29 protein-coding genes are annotated in these 26,168 nt (G+C 67.9%); 16 read left to right on the plus strand and 13 right to left on the minus strand.

The features are described 5' to 3' along the window. The first annotated feature begins 316 nt into the window (after positions 1 to 316). On the plus strand, positions 317 to 874 hold the full coding sequence (locus ACZ3IC_RS29180; RefSeq protein WP_467420943.1) for a GNAT family N-acetyltransferase: 558 nt from the start codon (positions 317 to 319) through the stop codon (positions 872 to 874). Positions 875 to 929: 55 nt separating this feature from the next. Here the strand turns inward: ACZ3IC_RS29180 and ACZ3IC_RS29185 are convergent, their stop codons facing one another. From ACZ3IC_RS29185 to ACZ3IC_RS29230, 10 genes are all read right to left on the minus strand, one after another. Next, positions 930 to 2,501: a P-loop NTPase family protein gene (locus tag ACZ3IC_RS29185; protein WP_467420946.1), complete on the minus strand. Its 1,572-nt coding sequence runs from the start codon at positions 2,499 to 2,501 to the stop codon at positions 930 to 932. Position 2,502: 1 nt separating this feature from the next. After that, the gene (locus ACZ3IC_RS29190; protein WP_467420947.1) at positions 2,503 to 3,921 is read right to left on the minus strand and encodes an ATP-binding protein; all 1,419 of its coding nucleotides are present in this window, start codon (positions 3,919 to 3,921) and stop codon (positions 2,503 to 2,505) included. Between the two features lie 43 nt (positions 3,922 to 3,964). Continuing rightward, a complete protein-coding gene (locus ACZ3IC_RS29195) occupies positions 3,965 to 5,515 on the minus strand; it encodes an SCO6880 family protein (RefSeq protein WP_467420949.1) in 1,551 nt (516 codons plus the stop codon). Beyond that, entirely contained in the window at positions 5,512 to 6,879 is a 1,368-nt protein-coding gene (locus tag ACZ3IC_RS29200) for a hypothetical protein (protein ID WP_467420952.1), read from the minus strand. The genes ACZ3IC_RS29195 and ACZ3IC_RS29200 overlap by 4 nt, the downstream gene beginning before the upstream one ends. After that, a complete protein-coding gene (locus tag ACZ3IC_RS29205) occupies positions 6,869 to 7,735 on the minus strand; it encodes a DUF8175 domain-containg protein (protein WP_467420954.1) in 867 nt (288 codons plus the stop codon). The genes ACZ3IC_RS29200 and ACZ3IC_RS29205 overlap by 11 nt, the downstream gene beginning before the upstream one ends. A gap of 179 nt (positions 7,736 to 7,914) precedes the next feature. Continuing rightward, the gene (locus ACZ3IC_RS29210) at positions 7,915 to 8,223 is read right to left on the minus strand and encodes a hypothetical protein (protein WP_018101695.1); all 309 of its coding nucleotides are present in this window, start codon (positions 8,221 to 8,223) and stop codon (positions 7,915 to 7,917) included. A gap of 285 nt (positions 8,224 to 8,508) precedes the next feature. Further along, complete coding sequence (locus ACZ3IC_RS29215; RefSeq protein WP_467421094.1) at positions 8,509 to 9,147, minus strand: ribonuclease FAU-1 family protein; 639 nt, start codon at positions 9,145 to 9,147, stop codon at positions 8,509 to 8,511. Positions 9,148 to 9,343: 196 nt separating this feature from the next. Beyond that, complete coding sequence (locus tag ACZ3IC_RS29220; protein ID WP_467420956.1) at positions 9,344 to 9,592, minus strand: DUF397 domain-containing protein; 249 nt, start codon at positions 9,590 to 9,592, stop codon at positions 9,344 to 9,346. After that, positions 9,585 to 9,776 (minus strand): DUF397 domain-containing protein, encoded by a 192-nt coding sequence (locus ACZ3IC_RS29225; protein WP_467420958.1) that lies wholly within the window; start codon positions 9,774 to 9,776, stop codon positions 9,585 to 9,587. The genes ACZ3IC_RS29220 and ACZ3IC_RS29225 overlap by 8 nt, the downstream gene beginning before the upstream one ends. A gap of 11 nt (positions 9,777 to 9,787) precedes the next feature. Then, positions 9,788 to 10,633 (minus strand): helix-turn-helix domain-containing protein, encoded by an 846-nt coding sequence (locus ACZ3IC_RS29230; RefSeq protein WP_467421096.1) that lies wholly within the window; start codon positions 10,631 to 10,633, stop codon positions 9,788 to 9,790. Positions 10,634 to 10,837: 204 nt separating this feature from the next. Between ACZ3IC_RS29230 and ACZ3IC_RS29235 the strand changes: the two genes are divergently transcribed. The 11 genes from ACZ3IC_RS29235 to ACZ3IC_RS29285 all read left to right on the plus strand — a co-directional run bounded on the left by ACZ3IC_RS29235 (position 10,838) and on the right by ACZ3IC_RS29285 (position 21,082). Then, positions 10,838 to 11,320: an ATP-binding protein gene (locus ACZ3IC_RS29235; protein ID WP_467420960.1), complete on the plus strand. Its 483-nt coding sequence runs from the start codon at positions 10,838 to 10,840 to the stop codon at positions 11,318 to 11,320. Between the two features lie 9 nt (positions 11,321 to 11,329). After that, positions 11,330 to 11,704 carry an iron chaperone gene (locus ACZ3IC_RS29240; RefSeq protein WP_467420962.1) on the plus strand — a complete coding sequence of 125 codons (375 nt, stop codon included), beginning with the start codon at positions 11,330 to 11,332 and terminating at the stop codon, positions 11,702 to 11,704. A gap of 74 nt (positions 11,705 to 11,778) precedes the next feature. Then, entirely contained in the window at positions 11,779 to 12,414 is a 636-nt protein-coding gene (locus ACZ3IC_RS29245) for a GNAT family N-acetyltransferase (RefSeq protein ID WP_467420966.1), read from the plus strand. A gap of 247 nt (positions 12,415 to 12,661) precedes the next feature. After that, positions 12,662 to 12,811 (plus strand): hypothetical protein, encoded by a 150-nt coding sequence (locus ACZ3IC_RS29250; RefSeq protein ID WP_467420968.1) that lies wholly within the window; start codon positions 12,662 to 12,664, stop codon positions 12,809 to 12,811. A 129-nt stretch (positions 12,812 to 12,940) separates the two neighbouring features. Then, the gene (locus ACZ3IC_RS29255) at positions 12,941 to 13,324 is read left to right on the plus strand and encodes a hypothetical protein (protein ID WP_467421098.1); all 384 of its coding nucleotides are present in this window, start codon (positions 12,941 to 12,943) and stop codon (positions 13,322 to 13,324) included. After that, entirely contained in the window at positions 13,321 to 15,105 is a 1,785-nt protein-coding gene (locus tag ACZ3IC_RS29260; RefSeq protein WP_467420970.1) for an alpha/beta hydrolase, read from the plus strand. The genes ACZ3IC_RS29255 and ACZ3IC_RS29260 overlap by 4 nt, the downstream gene beginning before the upstream one ends. Beyond that, on the plus strand, positions 15,102 to 15,662 hold the full coding sequence (locus ACZ3IC_RS29265; protein WP_467420972.1) for a hypothetical protein: 561 nt from the start codon (positions 15,102 to 15,104) through the stop codon (positions 15,660 to 15,662). The genes ACZ3IC_RS29260 and ACZ3IC_RS29265 overlap by 4 nt, the downstream gene beginning before the upstream one ends. Positions 15,663 to 15,891: 229 nt before the next feature. Continuing rightward, on the plus strand, positions 15,892 to 18,354 hold the full coding sequence (locus ACZ3IC_RS29270) for an alpha/beta hydrolase (RefSeq protein WP_467420974.1): 2,463 nt from the start codon (positions 15,892 to 15,894) through the stop codon (positions 18,352 to 18,354). After that, positions 18,351 to 18,947, plus strand: coding sequence for a hypothetical protein (locus ACZ3IC_RS29275; protein WP_467420976.1), 597 nt, complete (start codon positions 18,351 to 18,353; stop codon positions 18,945 to 18,947). The genes ACZ3IC_RS29270 and ACZ3IC_RS29275 overlap by 4 nt, the downstream gene beginning before the upstream one ends. A 126-nt stretch (positions 18,948 to 19,073) precedes the next feature. Further along, positions 19,074 to 20,069: a C40 family peptidase gene (locus ACZ3IC_RS29280; protein ID WP_467421100.1), complete on the plus strand. Its 996-nt coding sequence runs from the start codon at positions 19,074 to 19,076 to the stop codon at positions 20,067 to 20,069. A 281-nt stretch (positions 20,070 to 20,350) separates the two neighbouring features. Then, complete coding sequence (locus tag ACZ3IC_RS29285; RefSeq protein WP_467420977.1) at positions 20,351 to 21,082, plus strand: phosphatase PAP2 family protein; 732 nt, start codon at positions 20,351 to 20,353, stop codon at positions 21,080 to 21,082. 166 nt (positions 21,083 to 21,248) lie between these two features. On the opposite strand, the gene ACZ3IC_RS29290 is transcribed toward ACZ3IC_RS29285, so the two are convergent. Beyond that, positions 21,249 to 21,437 carry a hypothetical protein gene (locus ACZ3IC_RS29290; RefSeq protein WP_467420980.1) on the minus strand — a complete coding sequence of 63 codons (189 nt, stop codon included), beginning with the start codon at positions 21,435 to 21,437 and terminating at the stop codon, positions 21,249 to 21,251. 134 nt (positions 21,438 to 21,571) lie between these two features. On the opposite strand from ACZ3IC_RS29290, the gene ACZ3IC_RS29295 reads away from it, so the two are divergent. Together ACZ3IC_RS29295 and ACZ3IC_RS29300 are read left to right on the plus strand one after the other, a co-directional pair. Then, positions 21,572 to 22,558: an SCO4651 family lipoprotein gene (locus ACZ3IC_RS29295; RefSeq protein ID WP_467420981.1), complete on the plus strand. Its 987-nt coding sequence runs from the start codon at positions 21,572 to 21,574 to the stop codon at positions 22,556 to 22,558. A gap of 99 nt (positions 22,559 to 22,657) precedes the next feature. Next, entirely contained in the window at positions 22,658 to 22,852 is a 195-nt protein-coding gene (locus ACZ3IC_RS29300) for a hypothetical protein (protein ID WP_467420983.1), read from the plus strand. 100 nt (positions 22,853 to 22,952) lie between these two features. On the opposite strand, the gene ACZ3IC_RS29305 is transcribed toward ACZ3IC_RS29300, so the two are convergent. Then, entirely contained in the window at positions 22,953 to 23,321 is a 369-nt protein-coding gene (locus ACZ3IC_RS29305) for a metal-sensitive transcriptional regulator (RefSeq protein ID WP_467420986.1), read from the minus strand. 203 nt (positions 23,322 to 23,524) lie between these two features. Here ACZ3IC_RS29305 and ACZ3IC_RS29310 point away from each other — a divergent pair, with 203 nt between their 5' ends. Both ACZ3IC_RS29310 and ACZ3IC_RS29315 read left to right on the plus strand, forming a co-directional pair. Next, a complete protein-coding gene (locus tag ACZ3IC_RS29310) occupies positions 23,525 to 24,145 on the plus strand; it encodes a DUF47 domain-containing protein (RefSeq protein WP_467420988.1) in 621 nt (206 codons plus the stop codon). A gap of 5 nt (positions 24,146 to 24,150) precedes the next feature. Then, entirely contained in the window at positions 24,151 to 25,149 is a 999-nt protein-coding gene (locus ACZ3IC_RS29315; protein ID WP_467420990.1) for an inorganic phosphate transporter, read from the plus strand. A gap of 216 nt (positions 25,150 to 25,365) precedes the next feature. Here the strand turns inward: ACZ3IC_RS29315 and pstB are convergent, their stop codons facing one another. Continuing rightward, positions 25,366 to 26,142 (minus strand): phosphate ABC transporter ATP-binding protein PstB, encoded by a 777-nt coding sequence (gene pstB, locus ACZ3IC_RS29320; RefSeq protein WP_467420993.1) that lies wholly within the window; start codon positions 26,140 to 26,142, stop codon positions 25,366 to 25,368. Between the last annotated feature and the right edge of the window lie 26 nt (positions 26,143 to 26,168).

Below are 26,168 nucleotides of genomic sequence, written 5' to 3' on the forward strand. Positions count from 1 at the left end.
GTACTGCAGGGGGGACCCTGTGGGAGAGTAGGACGCCGCCGAACTCCTTTTACGGGAAAGCCCCGTGCCCTTGTGGCACGGGGCTTTTCTGCGTTTACCCCTCTTTGTTCTCAGGCGGGGCGACCAGGTGGGTGTCGTAGGCGATCTTGTCCAGGAGCGGCATGCGGTCGACGCTACGGAGCGGGCCCGTGGCGGGCGTCGGACCGGGGCGGGAGGTGGCGGGGCGTGTAACCGGGGTGCGACGCGCGGGTGTTCGGGATGCCCGGGGCCGTGAATTTTGTTTGCGCAGGTCAGGAGGGAGAGGCAGGATCGGCGGATGGAACATGTGATTCGAGCCGTGCGCGCCGATGAATGGTCCCTGGTCAAGGAGTTGCGGCTGGCGGCGCTGCAGGACCCGGCTGCGCCGGTGGCCTTTCTGGAGACGTATGCGCAGGGCGTGGTCCAGCCCGACGCTTTCTGGCAGGACCGGGCGCTCGGGGGGTCCGAGGCCGGGAGCGGTGAAGTGCGGCAGTTCGTCGCAATCGCGCCCGACGGGCGGTGGGACGGCACCGTCACCGTGCTGATCGAGCGGCCGGACGCGGAGGCGCGGTTCGGGGAGGCAGCCGACGTCTATCAGGCGCATGTGGTCGGTGTGTTCGTACGGCCCGAGGCGCGGGGCGAGGGCCTGGCCGAGGAGTTGTTCCGGGCCGGGACGGACTGGGCGTGGTCGCTGGGGGAGCCGCGGATCGAGCGGGTGCGGCTGTATGTGCACGAGGACAATCCGCGGGCTGCGGCGTTTTATCGGCGGGTCGGGTTTGTGGCTACCGGGCAGTCGGTGCCTGTGCCGGGTGACCCGTCTGCTCGGGAGCTCGAGTACGCGGTGAAGCGGCCGTAGGAGGACCGGGGTCGTCCGCGTCCGGTGTGTTCTGTCCTAGGTCGCCGGACGGGCTCTAATGTGTCGGGCTTGTGAGGTCTTGGGGCCAGCGGGCGCGGGCCTGTTCCTGGGAGCGGAGGAGGGCCAGGGTCGGAAGGCCCGCCGCCGGGCCGGCCGACAGCAGTTCCGGGAGCCGGGGGAGGGGCGCCACCGCGGCGATGTCGTCGAGTACGAGCGTCATTGGTGGGTCGAGCCGACCGTCGGTTGACCGTGCGGCCATGCGACGGCCGTGCTCGACCACGTGTGAGGCGAGTGCCGTGAGCAGGGGCATTGCTCCTGGGGCGGAGCGGGGATCCTCGATCGGTTCACCCACCACATAAAGGGTGCCCCCTTCGCCCGCGAAAGATGCCAGCGCGAGCGTATCGGCCCGGTTCGGTGTGCAGGCCTCGCGGATGTGGACCGAGGAGAGCGCGGCGAAGGCCCGTACCGTCAATTCCTGTGCCATCTCACGGCGTTCGACGTGCGCGGTGAGAGCGGACTCCAGCAGGCCTGCGAGTCCGGAGGCCGCTTTGGGGTGCGTACGGAGCAGGCGCACCGGCTCGTGGGCGTTGCCGCCGAGGGCCCAGCGGTGGACCTGGCGGAAGGGCCTGCCGTCGATGGCGGCGGCGTGCAGCCAGCACTGCAGGAGCGTTTCCGCGGTGTCGGCCGTCGTCGCGTCGATGCGGGCCTGCGGCCGGACCGGGGCCAGGAGCGCGGTGGAGCGGGCGGAGGCCGTGTCGGGCTGCTCGCAGCCGGCCGTGGGGGACCAGTGGAGGCGGGCCGGGGTGTCGCAGAGGTGGCCCGGGTCGTAGACGAGGACCGGGCCGAGCTTGGCGCGGGCGTCCTTCGTTTCGGCCCAGACGGTCGGGTCGGAAGTGACGACGAGCGCGGGCCCGTCGGCCTCCTGGATCGCCTGGACGACGGTGGGGCGGCGGGTGGCGGCCGACCCGTAGACGACGCGGGGGGCGCGGGTGGAGGGGAGGAGAACGGTCTCTGCCGGTGTGTGCTCCGTGGGAAGAGGGGTGGGGGCAGGTTCCGGGGCTGGGGGTGTCGGTCGGGAGGGCGTGGCTGCCGCGTGCTGGGGCGTCGGTTGTGGTTGCGGGTGTGAGTGCGGCTCCGGCTGTGGCTGCGGTGGGTTCTGGGTCTCGGGCCGGCGTTGCGGTGGGTTCTGGGTCTCGGGCCGGGCTTGCTGCTGAGACCGTACGGGCCCGTCCACGCCCACGTCCGCGTACCGTCCGCTGCGCTGCCGGGCCCGTACTGCCCGCCAGCGGGCCACCACTCCCAGCACGAACACCGTCAGCACCAGCACCACCATCAGTTCGCCGATGAACAGGCCCCAGAACAGCCCGTACCCGGAGAGTTCGCCCGCCGGGGTGTTCGGCCAGGCGGCCGGGAGGTCGTGCGGTGTGGTGGTGAGTTGACGTATGGCCAGGGGGGTCTCGGTGAGGGTGACCCCCTCGGGCCAGGCGCCGTGCGCGAACAGCCCGGCCAGGCCGGTGGCCGTCCACGCCAGGAGTGTCAGCCCGAGCAGGAAGGCCAGCAGGCCGATCAGCAGGCCGTCCGGGATGCCTCCGCTGCCGCCGGTACGTTCCTCGCCGCGCCCCGTCATGTCAGGCCACCGTTGACTCGGACGACTCGTTCAGTCGTTGTTGGTGCTCGATCCGTGCCGCGCGCTGTTCCGCCTCCAGGTCGGCGGCGCGTACGTCCTCCGGGAGGAGTTCGACCGCGGAGGACTCGGTCATCGCGCGGTCGGTGAAGACCAGGGGGCGTTCCGCTTCGGTGATCAGGTGTTTGACCACCTGGACGTTGCCGTTGACGTCCCAGACGGCGATGCCGGGGGTGAGGGTCGGGATGATCTCGACCGCCCATCGGGGCAGGCCGAGCACACGTCCCGTCGCTCTGGCCTCGTCGGCCTTCTGGGCGTAGATCGTGCGAGTGGACGCCATCTTGAGGATCGCCGCGGCCTCGCGGGCCGCCGCCCCGTCGACGACGTCGCTGAGGTGGTGGACGACGGCCACGAACGACAGGCCCAGCCGTCGGCCGAACTTCAGCAGGCGCTGGAAGAGCTGGGCCACGAAGGGTGAGTTGATGATGTGCCAGGCCTCTTCGACCAGGAAGATGCGTTTCTTCCGGTCGGGCCTGATCCAGGTGTGCTCCAGCCAGACGCCGACGATCGCCATCAGGATCGGCATCGCGATCGAGTTCCGGTCGATGTGCGAGAGGTCGAAGACGATCAGTGGGGCGTCGAGGTCGATGCCGAAGCTCGTCGGTCCGTCGAACATGCCGCGCAGGTCACCGTCGACCAGTCGGTCCAGGACGAGGGCGACGTCCAGGCCCCAGGCCCGTACGTCATCTATGTCGACGTTCATCGCCTCGGCGGACTCGGGTTCCGGGTGGCGCAGCTGGTCGACGATGTCGGTCAGGACCGGCTGGCGGTCGGTGATGGTCTCGTTCACGTACGCGTGGGCGACCTTCAGCGCGAAGCCGGACCGTTCGTCCAGACCGTGCCCCATCGCGACCTCGATGATCGTACGGAGCAGGGCGAGCTGGCCGGTCGTGGTGATCGCGGGGTCGAGCGGGTTGAGCCGGATGCCGCCGTTGAGCGCGGAGGTCGGGTCGAGGCGGATCGGGGTGAGGCCGAGCTCCTGGGCGATGAGGTTCCATTCGCCGACGCCGTCCTCGCCCTGGGCGTCCAGGACGACGACCTGGCGGTCGCGGAAGCGGAGCTGGCGGAGCACGTACGTCTTCTCCAGTGCGGACTTGCCGTTGCCGGACTCGCCGAGCACCAGCCAGTGCGGGGCGGGGAGCTGCTGTCCGTACAGCTGGAACGGGTCGTAGATGTAGCCCTTGCCGGAGTACACCTCGCGGCCGATGATCACGCCGGAGTCGCCGAGGCCGGGGGCCGCGGTGGGCAGGTAGACGGCCTGGGCCTGTCCGGTCGACGTACGGACCGGCAGCCTCGTCGTCTCCACCTTCCCGAAGAGGAAGGCGGTGAAGGCGTCCGACAGCGCGGACAGCGGATCTCGCATGGCGTGACCGACCTCCCTCTCGTTTCTCTCGGATATGTGCGGGCTAGCGACGGATGCCGGTGGCGAACGGCAGGGTGTTCACGAAGGCGCGGTGGTGCTCGCGGTCGCACCACTCCAGCTTGAGATACGACTTTCCGGCCGAGGCCCGGATCGTCCGTTTGTCGCGGGCGAGGGATTCCGGCGATCGCGACGACACGGTGATGTACCCCACCAGGTTCACTCCGGCCGCGCCGCTCGCGAGATCTTCACCCCGCTGGTCGAGCCGGCCGTGCGCGGCGAGGTCGCGCGGGTCGACGGTGCGGTTCATCTTGGCCTGACGGCTGGCTTCCGCCTCGTCGTTGGTCTTCTCGGTGAGCATCCGCTCGATGGCGACCTCGGTGGGTTCGAGGTCCATGCAGACCGCGACCGTACGGATCACATCGGGTGTGTGGACGAGGAGCGGGGCCAGGAAGTTGACGCCGACGGGCGTCATCGGCCACTCCTTCACCCAGGCCGTGGAGTGGCACCAGGGCGCGCGGGTCGCCGACTCGCGGGTCTTGGCCTGGAGGAACGTCGGTTCGACCGCGTCCAGTTCGGCCGGCCAGGCGTTGCGCTTGGTCATGGCCTGGATGTGGTCGATGGGGTGGTCAGGGTCGTACATCGAGTGCACGAGCGAGGCGAGGCGGCTCTGGCCGAGCGGCTGACGGACCCGGATGTCCGCCTCGGCGAGGCGGGCGCAGATGTCGGTGAGTTCGCGTGCCATGACGACGGCGAGGCCCGCGTCCCGGTCGAGCTTGCGTCCGGTCGCGGGGCGGGCCGCGCGGGCCATGGCGTTGGCCTCGGCGGCCAGCTCGCGGGTGTAGTGCATGCAGGCGACGAGGTAGGCGCGGTGCTGCTCGCTGGAGGTGGAGACCATGGACTGGAGCTGGTCGTAGGACTCCTGCAGCCAGCCCGGGGACGTCTTGTCGCCGCGCTGGGCGACGTCCTTGGCGTGGGCGTCGGGGTCGGCGGGGAGGGTGCGGGCCAGCATCTGAATGCGGGTCACGAAGCCGTCGCCGTTGGCGACATGCTTCAGCAGCGTGCCGAACCGGTCGACGAGGGCTTCCTGGTCCTCGCTGTCGCGCAGCCCGACGCCGGGGCCCTCGATCTCGATCGCGGCGGTGACGGTGCGGCGGTCGGCGTGCAGGAGTACGGCGATCTCGTCCGGACCGAAGGGGGCCGCGAGCCAGTTGATCCGGCCGATGCCGGGGGGCGGCCCGATCTCGACCTCGCGCCCGTCGGCGCCGACGCCCGCTTCCATGGCGGCGGAGCGGTAGGTCGTGCCGCGGCGCAGGGTGCGCTTGTAGCTGCGGTTGATCTCGAACCATTTGTAGAGGGTGCGGTGCTTGTACGGGAGGTACACGATCGCGAGGGCGAGGAGGGGGAAGCCCGCGAGCAGCACGATCCGCGGGGCCAGGTAGGGGACGAGCAGCCCGCTCATCATGCCGAGGAACGCACCGGCGATGATCAGCGCGATCTCGCCGGTCTCGCGGTTCTTGCCGACGATCGCGTTCGGCCGGGCCCGGCCGATGAGATACGTACGGCGGGGCGCGATCGTGTGGGACTGAGTCGTCAACGCCCTCCACCTCCCGTGCTGTTGTTACCTGAACTGCCTGATCCGCCACCTCGGGGGGAGCGGCTGCCGTGGGGGGTGCCGGAGGTCGGCGCCGATCCGCTGCGGGGCGAGGGTGCGGCGGGGACGGATCCGCCGCCGGCTCCGCTTCCGCCGCCGGAGTTGCGGGAGCTGTGCGCGGCGACACCGCCGCTGATCGGGTTGGCGGGCCGCCCCCCGCCGCTGCCGCTGTCGCCGCCGTTCTGGCCGCTGCGGCCGCTGTGGGTCTTGATGCCCTGGGAGACGAGAGCGGCAGGGGAGCTGATCATCGCGGCGGCCTGGGAGCCGTCGGTGGCCTGTTTGCGGTTGGTGCGGGCGCCCTGGATCTCGTCGCCGAAGCCGGGGACGAACCGGTAGATCATCGCGGAGGCGAAGATCGCGAGCAGGATGATGGCGAGACCGGACACGACGGCGGAGAACGCGTCCGGCCCGTCGTCCTCGGAGAGCGCGCCGGCCAGCGCGAGCACGACGACGATGACCGGCTTCACCATGATCACCGCGATCATGATGCCTGCCCAGCGGCGGACGTGGCCCCACATGTTCTTGTCGACGAGCCCCGCGTAGACGACGGTGCCGAGGAGGGCGCCGACGTAGAGCAGGGCGGCCCGGATGACGAGCTCCAGCCAGAGGATGCCCGCGGCGAGGATCGACACGAGCGAGACGACGATCAGCATGATCGGTCCGCCGCCGATGTCGGAGCCCTTCTTGAGCGCTTCGGCGAACGACCCGAAGAAGACGTCCGTCTGCCCGCCCGAGGATGTGGCGATGACTTCGGTGACGCTGTCGGTCGCGGAGACGACCGTGTAGAGGATGAGCGGGGTGAACGCCGAGGCGAGGACCGTCAGCCACAGGAACCCGATGGCCTCGGAGATCGCGGTGGTCAGCGGCACGCCACGGATCGCGCGCTTGGCCACGGCGAGCAGCCACAGGACGAGCGTCAGGATGGTGGAGGCGGCGAAGACGATCGCGTACTGCTGGAGGAACTTGGTGTTCGTGAAGTCGACGTTGGCGGTGCTCTGCACGGCCTCGCTGAGCTTGCCGACGATCCATGCGGCGGCGTCGGCGCAGCCGCGGGCGAGGGAGGAGAGGGGGTCCAGGGAGCTGTCGAGGGTGGGGGAGGGGCCGGTTTTGGGGGCGCCTGCGTCGCCGTTCTCGCAGTAGTCCTTGGCGGGGCCGACGATGAGGTCGCACTTGTCCTTGTCGGACGGTGTGGCCGAGGGGGTGGGCGTCGGTGCTGCTGCAGCACGAGTCGCCAGGATTACGGTGGTTGCCTGGACACTTGCCAGGACCGCACCGACCTTGAGTACGAGACGTGAACTAGCGGGCATAGGTGAACCCTCCGTACTCCTCGACTGCCTCGGCGATCTCGTCGGCGTTGGAGGCCGTACGGTCGGTGTTGACCGGTGCTGGTCCCTCCTTCTGGGAGAAGCTGTCGACCTTCCAGTCGTTGCCCTCCCACTGGAGTTTCAGCGTCATGGTGAACCAGTCGCTACTCACCGGGTTGGTGGAGCTGACACCGGCCGTGCCGAAGACCCCTGTGCACCAGACTTCCACGGTGGTAGAGGCGCCCGAGGACTCAGTCACTTTGGTTCCGACCGGAGCAGTCCGCGAGACATAGGTCATGCCAGCAGCTGCGTTGCCGTTCTCGTCAAGGCCGATCTTGCCGAGGAAGTCCTTGTTGTACGCCTGATTGAACTTGGCTTCGAGCTCGTCGACTCTGGCGGGGATGAAGATCTGGCGTACGATCTCGGCGCGCCTGGTCGGCTTGAGGATATCCGCAGAAACGAGCGCTACGGAGTAGTTCGCCGCAGCGCTCTGCGCACCCTGGTCGTCGTGGGCGAAGCCCGACGCGATGGTGCCGTTCTTGACGTCAACAGGCTTCGTCCCCGTAGCCGCCGTAGGCGCCGGCCCCGCCTTGCTCGCCCCGTTCTCCGGGCCGCCGCCCGTCTCTCCGCCTCCTCCGCCCATGTTCGCGAACGCGATAGCCGCGATCAGGAGGACGACCACGCCGACCACCGTGACGAGGGAGCGGGAGCTGCGGGCGGGGCGGCGCGGGGTGCCGTAGCTCTCGCCCTCGCCGTCGGGAAGGCGGGTACGGGTCTGGCGCGTACCGCCGATGGTGCTGTATCCATCGTCCGTATGACCTGAACCGCTGCCGTAGCCGTTCTCGTCGCCGAGACTCATGCCGCGTACGCTCCCTCAACCGTTTTCTGAACCGGGCAGTACGACGGTAGCCGTGCGGGTTTCCGCGTGGGCGCGGTGTGGTGACTCGACATCAGGGAGACGCAACCTCTGCCGGTGGGCGCGACGGGCGGATGGTGTGGGGGTGGGCGGGACTGCCCCTGGCGTGGGATGACGGCCGGTCAGACGGCCATCCCGTAGACGATGGTGAACAGAGTTCCCAGCGATCCAATGATGAACACACCGGTTAGACCGGCGACGATCAGCCCCTTGCCCTGCTCCGCGCTGAACGTGTCGCGCAGTGCCGTGGCGCCGATACGCTGCTTTGCCGCACCCCAGACCGCGATGCCGAGGCAGAGCAGGATGGCGATGGCCATCACCACCTCGATCATTACGCGGGCCTCGTTGCCCAAGGTCCCGAACGGGCCCCAGTTTGGGGCGATTCCGCCGATGATGGTGGTGATGTCGCCCTTTTCAGCTGCCAGGATCATGTAAGTCACCGCCCCTGTTGGGTAGTTCATTGCCCCTGCCACACGACATGGGTCGCTCTCTATCTTCGCTGATGAAACTGCTTTCGTGCGACGGCTTGACGGCCCTCTTTACTCGGATCTCGCACGTTTGACCGGTCCGACCGCCCTGACCTGCGGATCGAATCGGTGTATGACCGAATACGTATGGTTACTCTGTGTATCACGGGGGGTGACCCCGGGCAATGACTGTCATCCCGCCACCCTGGCCGAGACTCTCGCGCAGGGTCTGGTCAGCGCAGGGCCAGGTCAGAGCAAGGGGTGGCGTGGGGCGGGTGGCCGTGGAGGTGTCGTCCAGGTCGGCGGCGGCCTGAAATCGCACCAGGTGCCGTCGAAGGGAAACGTTCCGGCCTCGGCGAGCCGTGCGACCGAGGCGCCCTCGTTCCGGATGGCTGACGCTTCGTCGGCCGTCCAGTAGGCCGGGTGCCCGGTCTTCTCGGCGAAGGATTGCTCGTCCTTCCACTGCCAGGTCCGGTCCGGTGCCACATTGATGTCGAGTTCGTGGTCGGTGATGTCGATGTCGTCGCCGTGGTGGACCCGGTGCTCCAGATTTACGTACCAGCCACGGAACTTCTGTCTTCGGCCGAAGAGCCAGAGCACCGAGTGCGCGGCACCGGCCGGCTGGTAGAAGAGCGCGCTGCCCATCGGCCACCGGTCGGCGACCACCGGAAAGCCGTCGGCCGGGCGCTCGTGCGGGGCGATGTCCCGCAGGTGCGCCCCGCGCGGAAGTTTCGTACGCCACATCGGCGTGCCAGTCTCCATCCACACCAGCTGGCCCGCGTCGGTGCGCTCGACGAGGCGTACGGGCACCGAGGCGCTCAGGTGGCCGCCGATGAAGAAGTTCCAGTGGAGTATCCGGCCCGGCTTGTCGTTCATGCCGTTGACCATGCCCGGGGCGGGCCGGTCGGACACGTGGCCGAATATGCCGATGATGGCGGATGGGCGACTGATGACGGCGGGCGGGCGATCGACGGTGGCGTGCGGGCGACTGCCCCTGCCTTGGCCGCGCACCGGCCCGATGTGCTGACGCTCGTCGCGAACTTGGAGCTTGGGGCCGGACCGGGAGAGGCGATGTTCGGGCGGTTCAGGCCGATGCCGCCGTGCCTTGGTCGCCGTCTAGTTCTGCGAAGTGGTCGAACTCGCCAGCCATGACGCCCTTGGTGAAGGCGTCCCATTTCGTCTGGGTAGTCGTGACGATGTTGGTGGGGTCGCCGGTCTCGCGGAGGTATACGAGTTCGTCCGGGCCAAAGGCGATCTCGATCCAGGGGCCGGGGCCTTCCTCGCCCTCGGGAGCGGCGCGGATCCAGGTCAGGTTGGTGGGGACGTCAGCCATGGGGGTGGCTCTCCTTGAGGGTGCGTACGAGGGCGGCCCAGGCGGCGGGTGTGGTGCGGAGTATCGCGCCGGTGGGGTCGCCGGACTCGGTGAGGCAGACCGTGCCGGGGGCGGGGGCGGCTATGTGTACGCAGGAGTTGCCCTGGGCGCAGTACGAGGCCTTCTGCCAGGCGGGAGCAGGCATGGTGGGTTCCTTCACAGGTCGCGGGCGATGTTGCGGATGAAGTTCCTGGATTTGTCGCGGTCCAGCGCGGTGGCTTCCATGCGGCTGAGCAGCACCCGGTACTTCTCCAACTGGGCCTCGGCGTCGAGGAAAACGGGGCCGTGGGACTGATCCAGGTTGACGGTGTCGAGCTGCGGAACCGGTCCGAGGAAGTAGTAGATCGACTGACCTGACCCGGCAAAGGTTCCCGCGGAGAATGGGATCACCTGGAGAGTGATGTGCTCGCGTTCGCTCATGTCGAGAAGATGCTGAAGCTGTTTGCGGGTCACCGCCGGACCGCCGAACTGCATGCGCAGCGCGGCCTCATGGACAACGGCCTGGTGCGGCGTGGGTGATTCTTTGAAGAGCACGGCTTGTCGTTTGATACGGAACGAGATGCGGTGCTCGATGTCGGGAGGCGACAGTTCCGGCACGTCCTGGCGGAAGACTTCGCGTGCGTATTCCGCAGTCTGGAGGAGGCCGGGGATGTGAACGGTGACGGCCGTTCGCAGCCGGCGGGCGTGGTGCTCGATCTCCGCCAGGTCGAGGAGCGGCGTGGGCAGAATCTCTCGGTACTCCTCCCACCAGCCGCGTGTGCGTTCGGAGGTCATGTGCCCCAGCGCGGCAACCACGTCCTTGTCGGCGCAGTCGTATTGGCTGGCCAGAGCGCGTAGGCGTGCCAGGCTCACGCCGATTCGTCCGGCCTCCATGTTGCTGATCTGGTTCTGCTTCACGCCCAGGAGTTGACCGGCCTGGGTCGCAGTGAGTCCTGCGCGCTCGCGGAGTTTGCGCAGCTCACTTCCGAACCGAAGTTGACGACCCGTTGGATGGCTTCTCACGGGTTTATTCGCCTCCTTGAGCGGCTGGTCACCCACAAGGGTGTCAGATTATTGATTCACCAAGAATCGGTTAACACGTTAGCTGTGGGTCGCTACCTTGGATGTCAGGCCACCCGCCCGGAAGTACCCCGCTCGACGGAGCGGCCTCGTCACCGGGTATCCGAAAGCCCACGATTCAACTTCCCTCCGTGAACGGAGACTTCCATGGTCAGTGCCACGGTATCCCCGCCCTGGACGTACACCCTCCAACTCCCGCAGGATCCCCGCGCCCCCGGCGTCGCCCGCGCCACCCTCCGCACCATCCTGCGCGTCCACGGCATGCGCGAACTCACCGAGACCGCTGAACTGTTGGCGAGCGAGCTGGTCACCAACGCCTATCTGCACTCCTCGGGGGCGTACTCCCTGCGCCTGCGCGACGCCGGCCGCAGTCGTATCCGGCTGAGCGTCTGGGACACCAACCCGCACATTCCCGCCCCCTTCCAATGGAGTGCCGAAGCCCCGGAGGAGCTCGCCGAACGGGGGCGGGGGCTGTACCTCGTCACCCTCTACGCGGAGAGCTGGGGCGCTTACCCCATGCGCGGCGGACTGCCGGGGCAGGGCGGGAAGCTGCTCTGGGTGGAGTGTGCGGCGAAGGGGGAGGGCGAGGGGGAGTGCGGGCCGGGCGACAGATGTACGGGACCGGCATAGCCTCGTTGCATGGTGCGGAGCGAGGCGAAGGACGTGGCCGGGTATCTGGCCGAGGTGCCCGAGGAGCGCAGGGACGCCCTGACGAGGCTGCGGGAGTTGTGCCGGGCGGAGCTGGCCGGGTTCGACGAGGTCATGGCGTACGGGATGCCCGCGTACGAGCGCAACGGCACCGCGGAGATCGCGTTCGCCTCGCAGAAGCAGTACATCTCCTTCTACCTGATGCGCAGCGACGTGCGTGAGGCCTTCGCGGAGCGGCTGGCGGGGCAGGACATGGGGAAGGGCTGCCTGCGCTTTCGTAAGACGGAGGCGATCGACTACGAACTGGTGCGGGATCTGCTCCGGGCGACGGCCACGGCGGCGGCGGGGCCGGGTGCAGTCTGCTGAGCGGGTGCGCCATCACGCCCTTGACCGACGGAAATTGCATGGCGGTGCGTCGCGTGATCGCGTAGGAAGCTGCCATGAGTACCTCCACGCCTGTACCCTCGGTCGCTGCCCAAAACCCCGTCGACCGGCGAACCTTCGTCCGCGCCACGCTCGACCTGGGGGACGTGCTGTTGCGCCCGTGGTCACGGGAGGCCGACGAGCTGGATGCGATGCTCGACGGCCTGATAGCCGCCGCCGCGGACCCGCTGATCTCCCGCTGGAACCCCTTTCCGGCAGCTGATCGCACCGAGGCCATGGCGTGGCTGGAGATGCGCGAGGGCGGCTGGGACCGCGGTGCCGCCGCCACCTTTGCCGTACTGGGCGCGGCCGACGGCGCCCTGCTGGGCGCCGTCAGTCTGAGCTGGGTCGACCGCGCGGACGGCCTCGCAATGATCGGCTACTGGACACTCCCGGCCGCTCGTGGACGGAGCGTGGCCACCAGAGCGACCGGAGCGGTGACCAGTTGGGCCTTCGAGACGGCTGATGCCCGCCGGATCGAGATCGCCCACGCCACCGGCAACGAGGCCTCCTGCCGGGTGGCCCACCGCTGCGGCTACCTTCCCGAGGGCACACTGCGCGACTCCCACCGCTACGGCGACGGCGCGTACCACGACGAGCACCTGCACGCCCGCCTGGCCGCCGACCCGGAACCGGCCGACGTCGTGGCCTGACCACCGCGCGAGAGCATGCGGCGACGATCACTGCACAGGCCCAGGAATCAGCTCCTGAGGCACGCTCCTGGGTGAAGAACGCCACGTCGTTGTCGAAGGCGGCCACGAGATGGCCGTCGGAAACGGCGAGTGTGCGGCAACGATTCGCCAGCCGGATCGCCGTGGGCGCCGCGGTGGGTGCCGCGGTGGGCGTCGCCGTGGGTGCCGCGGTGGGACGCATCAGATCCCAGATCCGTACGGTGTTGTCGTGGGCGCAGGTGACGGCGACGGGGTGTCCGGCGACCAGGGTGCAGGCCACCGCCCCCACTTCGCGGGCATGACGGTGAGGATGTTGTCCATGGCCGGCGAGACACCGCTGCCGGTCCCAGTGCGGCTGGGCGGTAGCCCGTTCGAGTGAACTGCACGACCTGATGTTCCGGGCCTGTGGGGGTGTCGCGCCTTGAGGCGGGTGTGGGCACGGCGTGTCGCCAGCAAGCGATTTGGCACAGTGCCGCTCCACGAGCAAGGACGGAGCGGGGTGACCGTAATGGCAGTGGTGGGACAGCCGGGCGGCCGTCAGCGGCTGAGCGATCTGGCGGGCGGCGACGGGGACGTACTGAAGCACAGCAACGGGGTCTGGACGCGGGCCGCCCGGGGTGCGGAAGGAATGGTCACGCACCTCGGCCCGGTGAAGTCGGAACTGGAGACCGCGCATCAGGACCTGCTCGCGGGGACTGCCGGTCTGACCGCGCTGGCGGAGTTGGGGACCGTACGGGAGTCGTGGGAGCGACGGTTCGATGCCGCGCGGAGGGAGTGCGGGGCCCTGGCCGGGAAACTGCGGGCCGTCGCCCGGGCCCAGAGCGAGACGGACGAGACCGTGAGGGCGTCGTTCGCGCCGGTGGCGTCGACGGGTCGGGACGGGGTGCGATGACCCTCACCTGGGCGCAGTTACGGGACCTGAAGTGCGGCGAACTGGAAGGCGCGGCCGACGGGTGGGGGAAGGCGAGCAACCGCGCCGACGCGGGCCGGGACCGGATCGAGGCGCAACTCCTGAACGGTTTGCGCGGTACGCAGCGGGGCGCGGCGGCGGACGCGGCCGTCGTGCGTCTCAAACAGCTGAGCCGGAACCTGAGTTACGTCTACACGGAGTGCGGCCTGCTCCGTACGACGCTGAACAGCCTGGCCCATGAGCTGCGCATCCAGCAACGAGCGTTGCGGGAGGCGCTGGACGATGCGGAGGCCCTGAAGTTCACCGTGCACACGGACGGTTCGGTGACGTATCCGGCGGCGGGCGAGGGCCTGATCGACGGAAAGCCGCTGCCTGGCGGGACGGCGTCGGTGGGCGCGATGCCGGGCCTCCTGCCGCCCTCGGGACTGGTCGCGCCCAACCCGAACGTGGCGAAGGCGCAGGACATCGCGGACCGTGTGGCGAAGGCCGTACGGACGGCGGCCGAGATCGACTGGCGGTACGCCCGCATTCTGCGCAGGCTGAGGGCCCAGGAGGGCTTGAAGGTCCCCGACACCACGTGGACCGACGCGGCGGGCGACGCGACCGCGGTACGGGACGCGGCACGCGGCTACCTGAAAGACGACATCCCCCGCGATGCCTCGCCGGCCGAGCGGAAGGCCTGGTGGGCCGGGCTGACGGACGAACAGCGCGAGGAGTACCTGGCGGTGTACCCGGACCAGATCGGCAACTTGGACGGCATTCCGGCTGTGGTGAGGGACGCGGCGAACCGGGACAACCTGCAGCTGTTGATGGGAAAGCTGGAGGGGCGGGGCGACGCGAAGGCGGAGACGCAATTGGCGGGGCTGCGGGAGATCGACCGGCAGTTGCGGGAGGGGCGGCAGCCTCCGATGTTTCTGCTCGGCATTGGGGATGAGGGGAATGGGCGGGCGATCGTCTCGTTCGGGAATCCGGATATGGCTAGGAATGTTTCGGCTTATGTGCCGGGGTTGAATACTTCCCTGGATGAAGACTTTGCAAAAAATGATCTCAAGCGTGCCTGGGATACGGCGAAGGGTTCATCCAAGTACTCTCACTCAAGTGCGGCGATCGTCTGGCTCGGATATGACGCGCCACAGACGCCGGATGGACTGGCTAGCCTATCTGTTATGGGCAACGAAAGGGCTGAGAAGGGTGGGAACGCCTTCAACGGATTCATGGCTGGTCTCTCAGCAACCAACGAGACAGGAGACCCGCACCTGACGGCAATCGGGCACTCGTATGGTTCGCGCACAGTGGGGGCTGCAACGCAGTATGACGGTGGGATCCCTGGGGTTGACGACATCATTCTAGTTGGCAGTCCGGGGGTAGGGGTGGATCGGGCCGAGGACCTTGGCGTCGGCAAGGAGCACGTCTTTGTCGGTGCCGCCGAAAATGACGTGGTGACCAAACTTCCGTCCAAGCAGCAGAGCGCTGTGGGTGCGGTGGGGCTGATTGCCGGTGGGTCGAAGGTCGCTCGTGCAGCGGGAGATTTTGCCGATCAGGGAGACGACGACCTTTGGTTCGGCAAGGACCCGGCGAGTCAAGCATTTGGTGCGAGACGGTTCCATGTGAATGAAGGGCCGCCGCTGGTCAGTGGTGACAGCTTCTCTCTCGATGCCCACTCTCATTACTTTGACCCGGAGAGAGACGCTGTATCGGCAGACAGCATCGCGTTGATTGCCACAGGGAGATCTCGTGAGATCAAAATGGAGGAGCCTCGTTGAGGCATCAGTTTCGCGTGCTGGTATTAGCGATGGTGTTCTGTGCGCCACTATCTGGTTGCGCAAATAGCTTTACTTCATCGGATCGGGGGGAGCGAATCGACATGGATATGCAAGGTGCGGCAGAGCGTGCTGACCGGATTCTTGATGCAGTGCTGAAGGAGATCAAGCCAGAAGTCCAGTGGGCGCACGGGCCGACTAGTACTGGAAGTTGTGATGTGTCTCGCATGCGAGTAGTGATGACCGTTGTTTCTGAAGAGCGCAGGGGTAGCTTCCTCGGTGTGGTGGATCGCTTCTGGCGCAAGAGCGGATACAGGATCAAGGCCGTGAACAAAGATGTGGATGTCCCGGCGATCTACGCGCAAACGAAGGACGGTTTCGGTGTCAGCCTCAGTATCGGCGGCAAAGGCCAAGCCTTCTTCGAAGTCGACAGCCCCTGCGTGAAGGAGTCGGAAGTCGCCGAATCCACCACCCCACCGAACGGCCCCGCCTACGAAGGCGTCTACCCCCTTCCCCGCCCCAACGTCCGTTCCGACTTCTGGTCCGCCGGAGCTCCCTGACGTCGCGTCATCGTCCCCAATGACCCATATCAGGCCAGTCGGTGGGGGTAGGGGACAGGCTGTCCACCTGGGACTTTGAGTCCTGCATTGGGCCCTGGGGCCCATGCCGCGCCCGGTGTGGGTGTGGTCGCATGAAGAGACCGGTTGAACTGTCGCTGCGCCCACTCACCAAGCTGGGAGACTCGTCGTGTCTGGCATACGAGAATTAGCGGTTCCGGGTGGCGCCGATATGAGTGCTGCCGAAGTCCCTTCGGGCAGACAGTCGTTGTCGCGCCCTCTGCAGGCGGTGCTGATTCTCGTCCGGCTGCTCTTCGTCGTCACCGTCGTGGGTGTGATCGACGCGCTGGTCGTGGCCTCGTCCGTCGACGCGGTAGACGGCCGCCTGTTGGGCATGCTGCTGTACGCGGCACTGCCCGGCGTCACCGGATTCGTGCTGTCGCTGTACATGCGGACCGGTGGCGTCTGGATCTGGCGCGGGCTCCTCGCCGTACACGCCTGGCTCACCCTCGGCGCCCTGGCGGTGCTGGGTGAGGACACCGGCGGGCAGGGCGTGGCGCAACTGGTGATGCCGGTGGTCGTCGTCGTCCTGCTGCTCCGGTCCGGCTCGCGCGAATGGTTCGGGCTCAGTCCTGAACAGCGCGCCGAGCACCGTCCGTTCAGCATCGCGCGGATGATCAAGTGGCGTAGGGACGCCGGTCAGACCGCGATGGAATACCTGGGCATGATCCTCGTGGTCGTGGCCCTCATCGGTGGGCTCGTGGCGACGGGGATCGGTGGGCAGCTGACCGGGGAGATCCGGAACGCGATCTGCCAACTGACTGGAAGCGCCTGCCCCGCACCCGATGTCGACGTGGTCGCCGGCGAGGGCACGGATGCGGGTAGCGGCGGCACATCGACCGGGGGCGGATCCGATTCCGCCGGCGGTGCGGGCTCCGAGGGCTCGACCGTGACCGGGGGCACGGGATCCGGCGGCTCGGACACATCCGGCGGGTCCACCGCGTCCGGAGGATCTGACGCATCCGGCGGGTCCGACTCGGGCAGCTCCGCTGCGTCCGGCGGGTCCGACTCAGGCGGCTCCGCTGCGTCCGGCGGCTCGGATTCCGGTGGCTCCGCCGCATCCGGCGGCTCAGGCGGCACCGACACCGGCGGCACCGACACCGGCGGCACCGACACCGGCGGCACCGACACCGGCGGCACCGACAACTCTTCCGGCGACGATTCCTCTACGCAGGTCGACGCGGGTAGACGAAGCCCGGACGACAACTCCTCCCGTCCCTCGGACGGCAACTTCCTCACCGGAGTCGTCGGCGACGACGGCCTGTGGGGCGACGTCAGCGGCGTAGTCGATACGGTCCTTCACCCCGTCGACAGCGCCAAGGACATTGCCGACCAGATCGCCCAGGCCGCCCGGGGCGCGAGCGACAAGTGGAACAAGGGCGACTACGTTGCCGCCGCCTGGGACATGACCAAGGCATCCGGCGGGGGCGGCGGCGCGGTGGCCGGGCTGCCGGGCTCCGGTAGCCGCGTCGAGGGGGCGGTACGGGACGCGCAGCGCGACTACCTCAACGACCGAATTCCGGACCATGCGACTGCGGCCCAACGCAGGGACTGGTGGAACGGGCTGACGCAGCAACAACGCGATCAGTACCTGGAGCTGTCCCCGGACAAGATCGGCAATCTGGACGGCATCCCGGTGGCGGACAGGGACGCGGCCAACCGGAAGAACCTCCCGGACCTGATTTCGAAGCTGGAGGGGAAGACCGACTCCAAGTCGAAGGATCAGCTGGCGGCGTTGAAGGAGATCGACCGGCAGCTGCAGGAGGGGAGCCAGCCGCCGATGTACCTGATCGGCATCAGCGACGAGGGGAACGGGCGGGCCATCGTCTCCTACGGGAACCCCGACACCTCGGAGAACGTGTCGGCCTATGTGCCGGGGCTGAACACCTCCCTCGACGAGGAATTCGCGAAGAACGATCTCAAGCGTGCCCGTGACACGGCGATCGGCGCCCAGGGTTACGACCAGTCCACCGCGTCGATCGTCTGGCTCGGATACGACGCACCGCAGACGCCGGACGGGCTGCACAGCCTGGCGGTCGCGGGCACCGGCCGGGCGAAGAAGGGCGGTGCGGCGTACAGCGACTTCATGGGCGGCATCGCGGCCACCAACCAGAACAAGGACCCGCACATCACGGCCATCGGGCACTCCTACGGTTCACGCACCGTGGGCGCCGCGACGCAGCGAGACGGCGGCATTCCGGGGGTGGACGACATCATCCTGGTCGGCAGTCCGGGGGTGGGCGTGGACCGCGCCGTGGACCTCGGCGTCGGCAGCGGTCATGTCTTCGTCGGTGCCGCGGCCAACGATCCGGTGACTCAGCTCCCGTCCAAGACTCAGGCCGCCGTGGGTACGATCGGGATGATTCTGGGAGGGCCCGCCGGTGCATACTTCGCCGGAGACCTGGCCGACCCGGGCGACGACGACCTCTGGTTCGGCAAGGACCCGGCCAGCAAGGCCTTCGGGGCCACGCGGTTCCCGGTCGCCCCGGGCCAGCCCCTGATCAGCACCGACGGGGTGAGCTTCGATGCGCACTCCAACTACTTCGATCCGGTACGAGACGCTATGTCGGCGGACAGCATCGCTCTGATCGTGTCGGGCCACTCCGACAGGCTCAAGATGGAGGAACAGCGATGAAGCGAAGGTTCCAGATCGTTGCGGTGGCCCTGGCTGTCGGCTTCACCCTCTCCGGCTGCGGCAACGAAGACGCACGATCGAGCGGCAGCGAGAGCGTCGGCACCACCAAGAGCGCCGAGAGCACCAAGGATGGCGGCATGAACATGCAGGAGGCCGCCGAAACGTCCGACGGCATGCTCGACGCCGTGCTGAAGGAGATCGATCCCGAGGTGCAGTGGGCGCACGGCCCGACAACGACGGGCAGTTGCGATGTGACGCGCAGGCGTGCCGTGATGACCATCGTGTCGGCGGAGCGTCGGCAGAGCTTCCTGGACCAGGTCGAGAAGTTCTGGCTCAAGAGCGATTACCGCATCAAGGCGAAGAACAAGGACAAGGAGTTCCCGGCGGTCTACGCACAGACGAAGGCCGGCTTCGGCATCAGTGTGAGTTTCCGCGGCAAGGGGCAGGCGTTCTTCGAAGCGGACAGCCCCTGCGTGAAGGAGTCGAAGGTCGCCGACCCCGCCTCCAAGCCGAACGGGCCGTCCTACGAAGGGGTCTACCCCCTCCCGCGCCCGAACGTGCATTCCGACTACTGGTCCACCGGGGCCTCCTGATGGGCGGTCAGTGCGCCGGAATGGCCGATCAATGACCCTGACGATCCGGATGATTCGTACACACCCGCGAAACCGCTCATGAAACCGGCCCCGATGGGGGATGGTTGAGGGGTGCGTAAATTCTGGATGGTTGGTGGCATCGCTGTCGGCGTGGCCATGTGCTTCGTGGCGTTGCTCGTCGTCGGTACGTACTCCGCCGCTGCCGGACTCGTCGGTTCCGGCAGCAGCGGAGCCGTCGCGCTGGCGAAGGGGGCCGTGCCCGCGAAGTTCCAGCCCCTGGTGCAGAAGTGGGGCAACCTCTGCCCCGCGATCAATCCCGCTCTCCTGGCCGCTCAGCTGTACCAGGAGAGCGGGTGGAACCCCCGGGCCGTGAGTTCCGCCGCCGCTCAGGGCATCGCCCAGTTCATCCCGAGCACCTGGGCCGGACACGGGATCGACGGCGACAAGGACGGTGACCGGGACGTATGGGATCCGGCCGATGCGATTCCGTCCGCCGCCTCGTACGACTGTGAACTGGCCGGGTACGTGAAGAAGGTGCCGGGAGATCAGACGGACAACATGCTGGCCGCGTACAACGCCGGCGCGTACCGGGTGATTCGGTCCGGTGGGGTCCCGGACATCGCGGAGACGCAGAACTACGTCACCATCATCCGGTCCCTGGAGAAGAGCTTCGCCCGCCCCGTCGGACGGGTGCAGCCCTCGCAGCAGGCGGCCGGGGCGATCTACTTCGCGCAGAAGAAGCTCGGTACGAAGTACCTGTGGGGCGGCAACGGCACGCCCGAGCAGGGCGGGCGGTTCGACTGTTCAGGACTGACCCAGGCCGCGTACCGCACCGTGGACATCGAACTGCCCAGGGTGGCGAACGATCAGTACAACGCCGGACCGCACCCCTCGCGGGACGAGTTGCTCCCCGGCGACCTGGTGTTCTTTTCGGACGATCTCACCAACTCGCGGGCGATCCGTCATGTGGGGCTGTACGTCGGGGGCGGGTACATGATCAACGCGCCGTACACAGGGGCCGTGATCAGGTTCGACAAGATTGATACGCCCGACTACTTCGGTGCGACGCGCGTGACCAAGGACGGGGCCGCAGCCCTTCCGACCACCCAGCCGTCGTCATGACGCGAGGGCGGTGGTGGCCGGAACTCTCCGTGAAGCCTGGGCCCTGAGCTGCGACGATGAGTCACTCTTCGATAACGTCATGGTGATCATTCGGTGGAGAGTGGAACGCACGCCCGGGGCACGTCGTTCTCTGGGTGGGCGGCCCGCACGGGCAGAGCAGCCACGCAGTACCGATTCACGCGGCAGTGATCCGCGCAGTGATCGAACCGACACGGGGGTTCGTCAAAGCGGGGCACATGGGTGTGCCCCGCGGCAGCAGACAAGGCAAGGGGCCGCAGCAGATGGCTGGACTCGCACTGGATGGGTCGAACCCCGATGTCAGCCTGCTCTACGACATCAATGGGCTGGCGAAGTCCGCTCCCACCTGGTTCGACCGGGTCATGGAGTTCGTCGGTGAGTACGGGATCATGCTCGGCATGGTCCTGGTGGTCCTGTGGTGCTGGTGGAGCGTGCGCCGGCGCGGCACGGTCGAGGATTCGGTGACGGCGGTGGCCGGGATCGTCTGGGCACCGCTCGCCGCCGGAATCGCGTTGCTGATCAACATCCCGATCCGCGGATTCGTGGAGCGGCCGCGCCCGTTCCGGGACCACGAGGGGCTGGATGTCCTGGTGGACGGGAAGAACGACTTCTCCTTCGTGAGCGACCACGCCACGATGGCGATGGCTCTGGGCGTCGGGCTCTTCGTGGTCAACCGGAAGTTCGGCTTCGCCGCGATCGCTCTCGCCCTGCTGGAAGGCTTCTGCCGGATCTACATGGGCGTCCATTATCCGACCGACGTCATCGGTGGATTCGCGCTCGGCACGGCAGTCGCTCTGCTGCTCGCCCCGCTGGCGATGATGCTGCTGACCCCGTTGGTGGCGTGTGTCTCCCGTTCGGACCGGCTCGGGTGGCTCGTACGGTCGCGTCGGCCGGTGCCGCCGGCCATGTCCGGCGAGCGGGCCGGGGCGTTCGGGATTCCCGAGCCGCGGCCGGGGACGGGCGGCGGGGGCGGAGAGAAGGACCTGGCGGCGTAGAAGGCGGGCGGGACCAGCGGTGGCCGGGTCCGGGGCCGGCGCCGGGGTCCGTGGTCGTGTGCGGCGCCGTGACCATACGCAACAGTCCTGACCGTGCGTCAGAAGGCCTGCGGGAAAACGAAGAGGCGCCCGGGGTCGTACTGCTTCTTCGGACGGCTGGGAGGGGTCAGGGCGCCGAGTGGTGTTCCGCGGCGTCCGTGCGGGCCCGGTCCCGGGAGCGGCGGGCCGGACCGGACCAGCCGCAGCTGCAGCGGGCGGTGCAGAACGAGCCGCGTTCCACCGTCGTGGGTTCGTGCCCGGGGGACGTGGAGGTGGGGGGAGCCGACAGGACCTCATCGGTGCGTTGGACATACACCCGTCCACCGTACTGGCAGGGCCACCCGGCGGTGTGGCGTACGGGAGCGGCGTGACGGGGGACACGGGCCGTCGTTATGCGGAACGGATGGGGGGCTCGGGCAAGAGCGGTACGTCGTTGGGGGTTGGCAGGCGATGGTGGTGCAGCAGCGCAGGTCCGGAGGCGGGACGCGAGCTGTCTGCGCCCTTGCCGTGGTGGGCGTGATGGTGGCGACCGCCGGATGCTCGGGCGGCGGTGGTGGCGGCGGCGACCGTGCCATGGCCGATGAACGGGGCGGGGCCGATGAACGGAGCGGGGCCGGCTCCCTCGACGCGGTCCGCCGCGCGGCGGCGGTACTCGCGGGGACGGTGGCCGGGACCGGAACGGGGACGGTGACGGGAGCCGCCACCCCCGCTGCCGGATCCCGGTCCGTCGCCGGAAGCGCCGAGGTGCGTACATCGATGGAGACCGCGGCGGGCGGGACGCGGGTGACGATCAGGGGCCGGGGGACGTATGACTTCCGCCACCGGATGGGCCGCCTCACGGTCGTGTTGCCCAAGGACGCCGCCGGTGAGGACGAGCACCGTCCCATCACCGAACTGCTGGCCCCCGGCGCGCTCTACATGATGAACCGCGGCGCCGGAGTGCCCGCGGACAAGTGGGTCAGGGTCGACACGACGACCCTGGAGGACGGCAATCTGGTCACCGGCGGGGTGACCGATCCGATGGCCGCCGCCGAACTGCTGCGTGGTGCGCAGCAGGTGACGTACGTGGGAAAGATCGTGCTCGCGGGGGTGGCCGTGCGGCACTACCGGGGGACCTCGGACATCGGGCGGGCGGCGCGCGAGGCCTCGCCGGAATCGCGTGGGGCACTGGCCGCGGCGGCAAAGGGGTTCCGCACGGACACGGTGCCGTTCGACGCGTATCTGGACGAGCAGGGGCGGCTGCGCAAGGTGCGCCACCGGTTCAGCTTCGCCAACGAGGGGTCGGCGGTGGAGGTGGTGTCGACGCTGCTGCTGTTCGGATTCGGGGTGCCGGTCTCCGTGCGGCTGCCGGACGACCGTGACATCTACACCGGCAGGATCCAGCAGGGACAGACAGAGACGGCCGGGCGGTATACGGGCGGGGGCGAAGGGACGTAGGCATGCCGGTGGACGCGAAATGGTCCGTCCGTGCCATGCGCGGCGTGTGGCCCGCTCCCTACGCTAGGAAGTCGGCGACGGCAGTGAGAGGTGAGTGACGTGGTGACGCTCGGCACGCGGACCGTATCTGACCATGTGGCCCTCGCCGAGATCGAGCTCTGCGGTGAGCTGATGATCGCCGCGTCGGCCGCGATCGGGGAACGGCTCAGCGCGGACCGTATCGACGAGGTACTGAACGTCCGGGTGATCGCCGAACGGAACACCGTCCCCCGGCAGGCCGACCGCCGGGGGTGAGCGCGGGCCTTCGCCCCACGTCAGGCATCTCCCGGGTCAGGCATCCCCCGCATCAGGCATCCCCCGGATCGGATAGGCCCCGCATCGGATAACCCTGGTATCAGGTACGGAGCAGACGGGCGATGGCCTTCGTCGCCTCCTCGACCTTCGCGTCGACCTCCTCGCCGCCCTTGACCGCCGCGTCGGCGACGCAGTGCCGCAGGTGCTCCTCCAGAAGTTGGAGCGCGAAGGACTGGAGCGCCTTCGTGGACGCCGAGACCTGGGTGAGTATGTCGATGCAGTAGACGTCCTCGTCGACCATGCGCTGCAGACCGCGGATCTGGCCCTCGATCCGGCGCAGCCGCTTGAGGTGCTCGGCCTTCTGGTGGTGGTAGCCGTGTACACCCCGGTCGTGGTCGGTGACGACCGGTTCCGGCGCCGCAGTGGCGGCGACGGTTCCGGCGGCGGTTCCGGCGGCCTCGGTGGTCATTGCTGCCTCCCGTTTTCCCTTTGCCCTGGCGTTTATATATACCCCTGGTGGGTATATCCTAACTAATTCTGCCGAACCGTGACCTGGGGCCCGTGCTGATCGCTGTGCCCGATGCGCGACACTGAAGAAATGCCGGTTAGCCGTGGCCGGATGATGCGCCTAGCATCAGCCCGACCGAACCCAAAGCATCCCGAGGACCCCACGTGCGCTTTCGTCTGACCCCCAGGGAGACGAGCTTCTACGACATGTTCTCCGCATCCGCGGACAACATCGTCACGGGCTCGAAACTCCTGATGGAACTGCTCGGGGCGGACTCTGCCTCCCGAGTCGAGATCGCGGAGCGCATGCGGGCAGCGGAGCACGCGGGGGACGATGCCACCCACGCGATCTTCCACCAGCTGAACTCCTCTTTCATCACGCCGTTCGACCGCGAGGACATATACAACCTCGCATCGTCGCTCGACGACATCATGGACTTCATGGAGGAGGCCGTCGACCTGGTCGTGCTGTACCAGGTCGAGGAACTCCCCAGGGGCGTCGCGCAGCAGATCGAGGTACTGGCCCGGGCGGCCGAACTGACCGCCGAGGCGATGCCGGGTCTGCGGACGATGGACAACCTCACCGAGTACTGGATCGAAGTGAACCGGCTGGAGAATCAAGCCGACCAGATCCACCGCAAGCTGCTCGCACATCTCTTCAATGGCAAGTACGACGCCATAGAGGTGCTGAAGCTCAAGCAGATCGTGGACGTACTGGAAGAGGCAGCCGACGCGTTCGAGCATGTCGCCAATACGGTGGAGACCATCGCGGTCAAGGAGTCCTGAACCACGTGGACACCTTTGCGCTGATCGTGACCATCGGTGTCGCGCTCGGCTTCACTTATACGAACGGTTTCCACGACTCGGCGAATGCCATCGCCACGTCCGTCTCCACCCGTGCACTCACTCCACGTGCGGCGTTGGCGATGGCCGCGGTGATGAACCTGGCCGGTGCGTTCCTCGGCAGCGGTGTCGCCAAGACCGTCAGTGAGGGTCTGATCGCGACCCCCGAGGGCAACAAGGGGATGGGAATCCTCTTCGCCGCGCTCGTCGGCGCGATCATCTGGAACCTCATCACCTGGTACTTCGGGCTGCCGTCCTCGTCCTCGCACGCGCTGTTCGGCGGCATGGTCGGTGCGGCGCTCGCCGGCGGGACGCTGGTGCACTGGGACGGGGTGCTCGACAAGGTCGTCATCCCGATGTTCGTCTCGCCGATCATAGGTCTGGTCGTCGGCTATCTGGTGATGGTCGCGATCATGTGGATTTTCCGGAATGCCAACCCGCACAAGGCCAAGCGCGGCTTCCGGATTGCCCAGACGGTCTCGGCCGCGGGCATGGCGCTCGGTCATGGTCTGCAGGACGCGCAGAAGACGATGGGTGTCGTGGTGATGGCCCTGGTCATCGCCGATATCGAGAGCCCGAACGACCCGATTCCGGTCTGGGTGAAGCTCGTCTGCGCGCTGATGCTCTCGCTGGGGACGTACGCGGGTGGTTGGCGCATCATGCGGACGCTCGGCCGGAAGATCATCGAGCTGGACCCGCCGCAGGGGTTCGCCGCGGAGACGACGGGCGCGGCGATCATGTTCGGCTCGGCGTTCATGTTTCACGCACCGATCTCCACGACGCATGTGATCACCTCCGCGATCATGGGCGCGGGCGCCACGAAGCGGGTGAACGCGGTGCGATGGGGTGTTGCCAAGAACATCATCCTGGGGTGGTTCATCACGATGCCGGCCGCGGGGCTGGTCGCTGCCGCCAGTTATGGGGTTGTGGCGCTGCTGTTCGGGTGACGGGGCGGTACTCACCGGGCGTGCCCGGTGGCCGCATCGTCCACGATCTCCCCATGGCCTCCAGGTCATGGGGACCCCTGGACGGGCTTGATTCGTTTGTACGGGCTTGTTCCGATGTACGGAAATGGGGCCGCCCCCACTCCCTTCGAGGGAGCGGGGGCGGCCCCTTCGCCTTGTGGTGGCACCGCCATGCAGCACCTCAAGGCCATCCTGGGGCTATCCGAATCGGCCCGAGATGTAGTCCTCGGTCGCCTGGACGGACGGGTTGGAGAAGATGCGTTCCGTATCGTCGATCTCCACGAGCTTGCCGGGCTTGCCGACCGCCGCGAGGTTGAAGAACGCCGTGCGGTCCGAGACACGGGCCGCCTGCTGCATGTTGTGCGTCACGATGACGATCGTGAAGCGCTCCTTCAGGTCGCCGATCAGGTCCTCGATGGCGAGGGTGGAGATCGGGTCCAGGGCGGAGCACGGCTCGTCCATCAGCAGCACGTCCGGCTCGACCGCGATCGCTCGGGCGATGCACAGGCGCTGCTGCTGGCCGCCGGAGAGACCCGAGCCGGGCTTGTTCAGCCGGTCCTTGACCTCGTTCCAGAGGTTGGCGCCGCGCAGGGACTTCTCGACGATGTCCGACAGCTCGTTCTTCTTGTGCGAGCCGTTCAGCTTGAGGCCCGCCGCGACATTGTCGAAGATCGACATGGTCGGGAACGGGTTCGGACGCTGGAAGACCATGCCGACCGTCCGGCGCACGGTGACCGGGTCGACGTTCGCCCCGTACAGATTCTCGTCGTCCAGCAGCACCTTGCCCTCGACGCGGCCACCCGGGGTGACCTCGTGCATACGGTTCAGGGTGCGCAGGAAGGTGGACTTGCCGCAGCCGGACGGACCGATGAAGGCGGTCACGGAGCGGGGCTCCACGGTCATCGAGATGTCTTCGATGGCGAGGTGGGAGCCGTAGTAGGCGGACAGACCGCTGACGTCGATGCGCTTGGCCATCTGAATCACTGCTTCTTTCGTGCCGC

This window comes from Streptomyces sp. NPDC002958 (genome assembly GCF_055563255.1).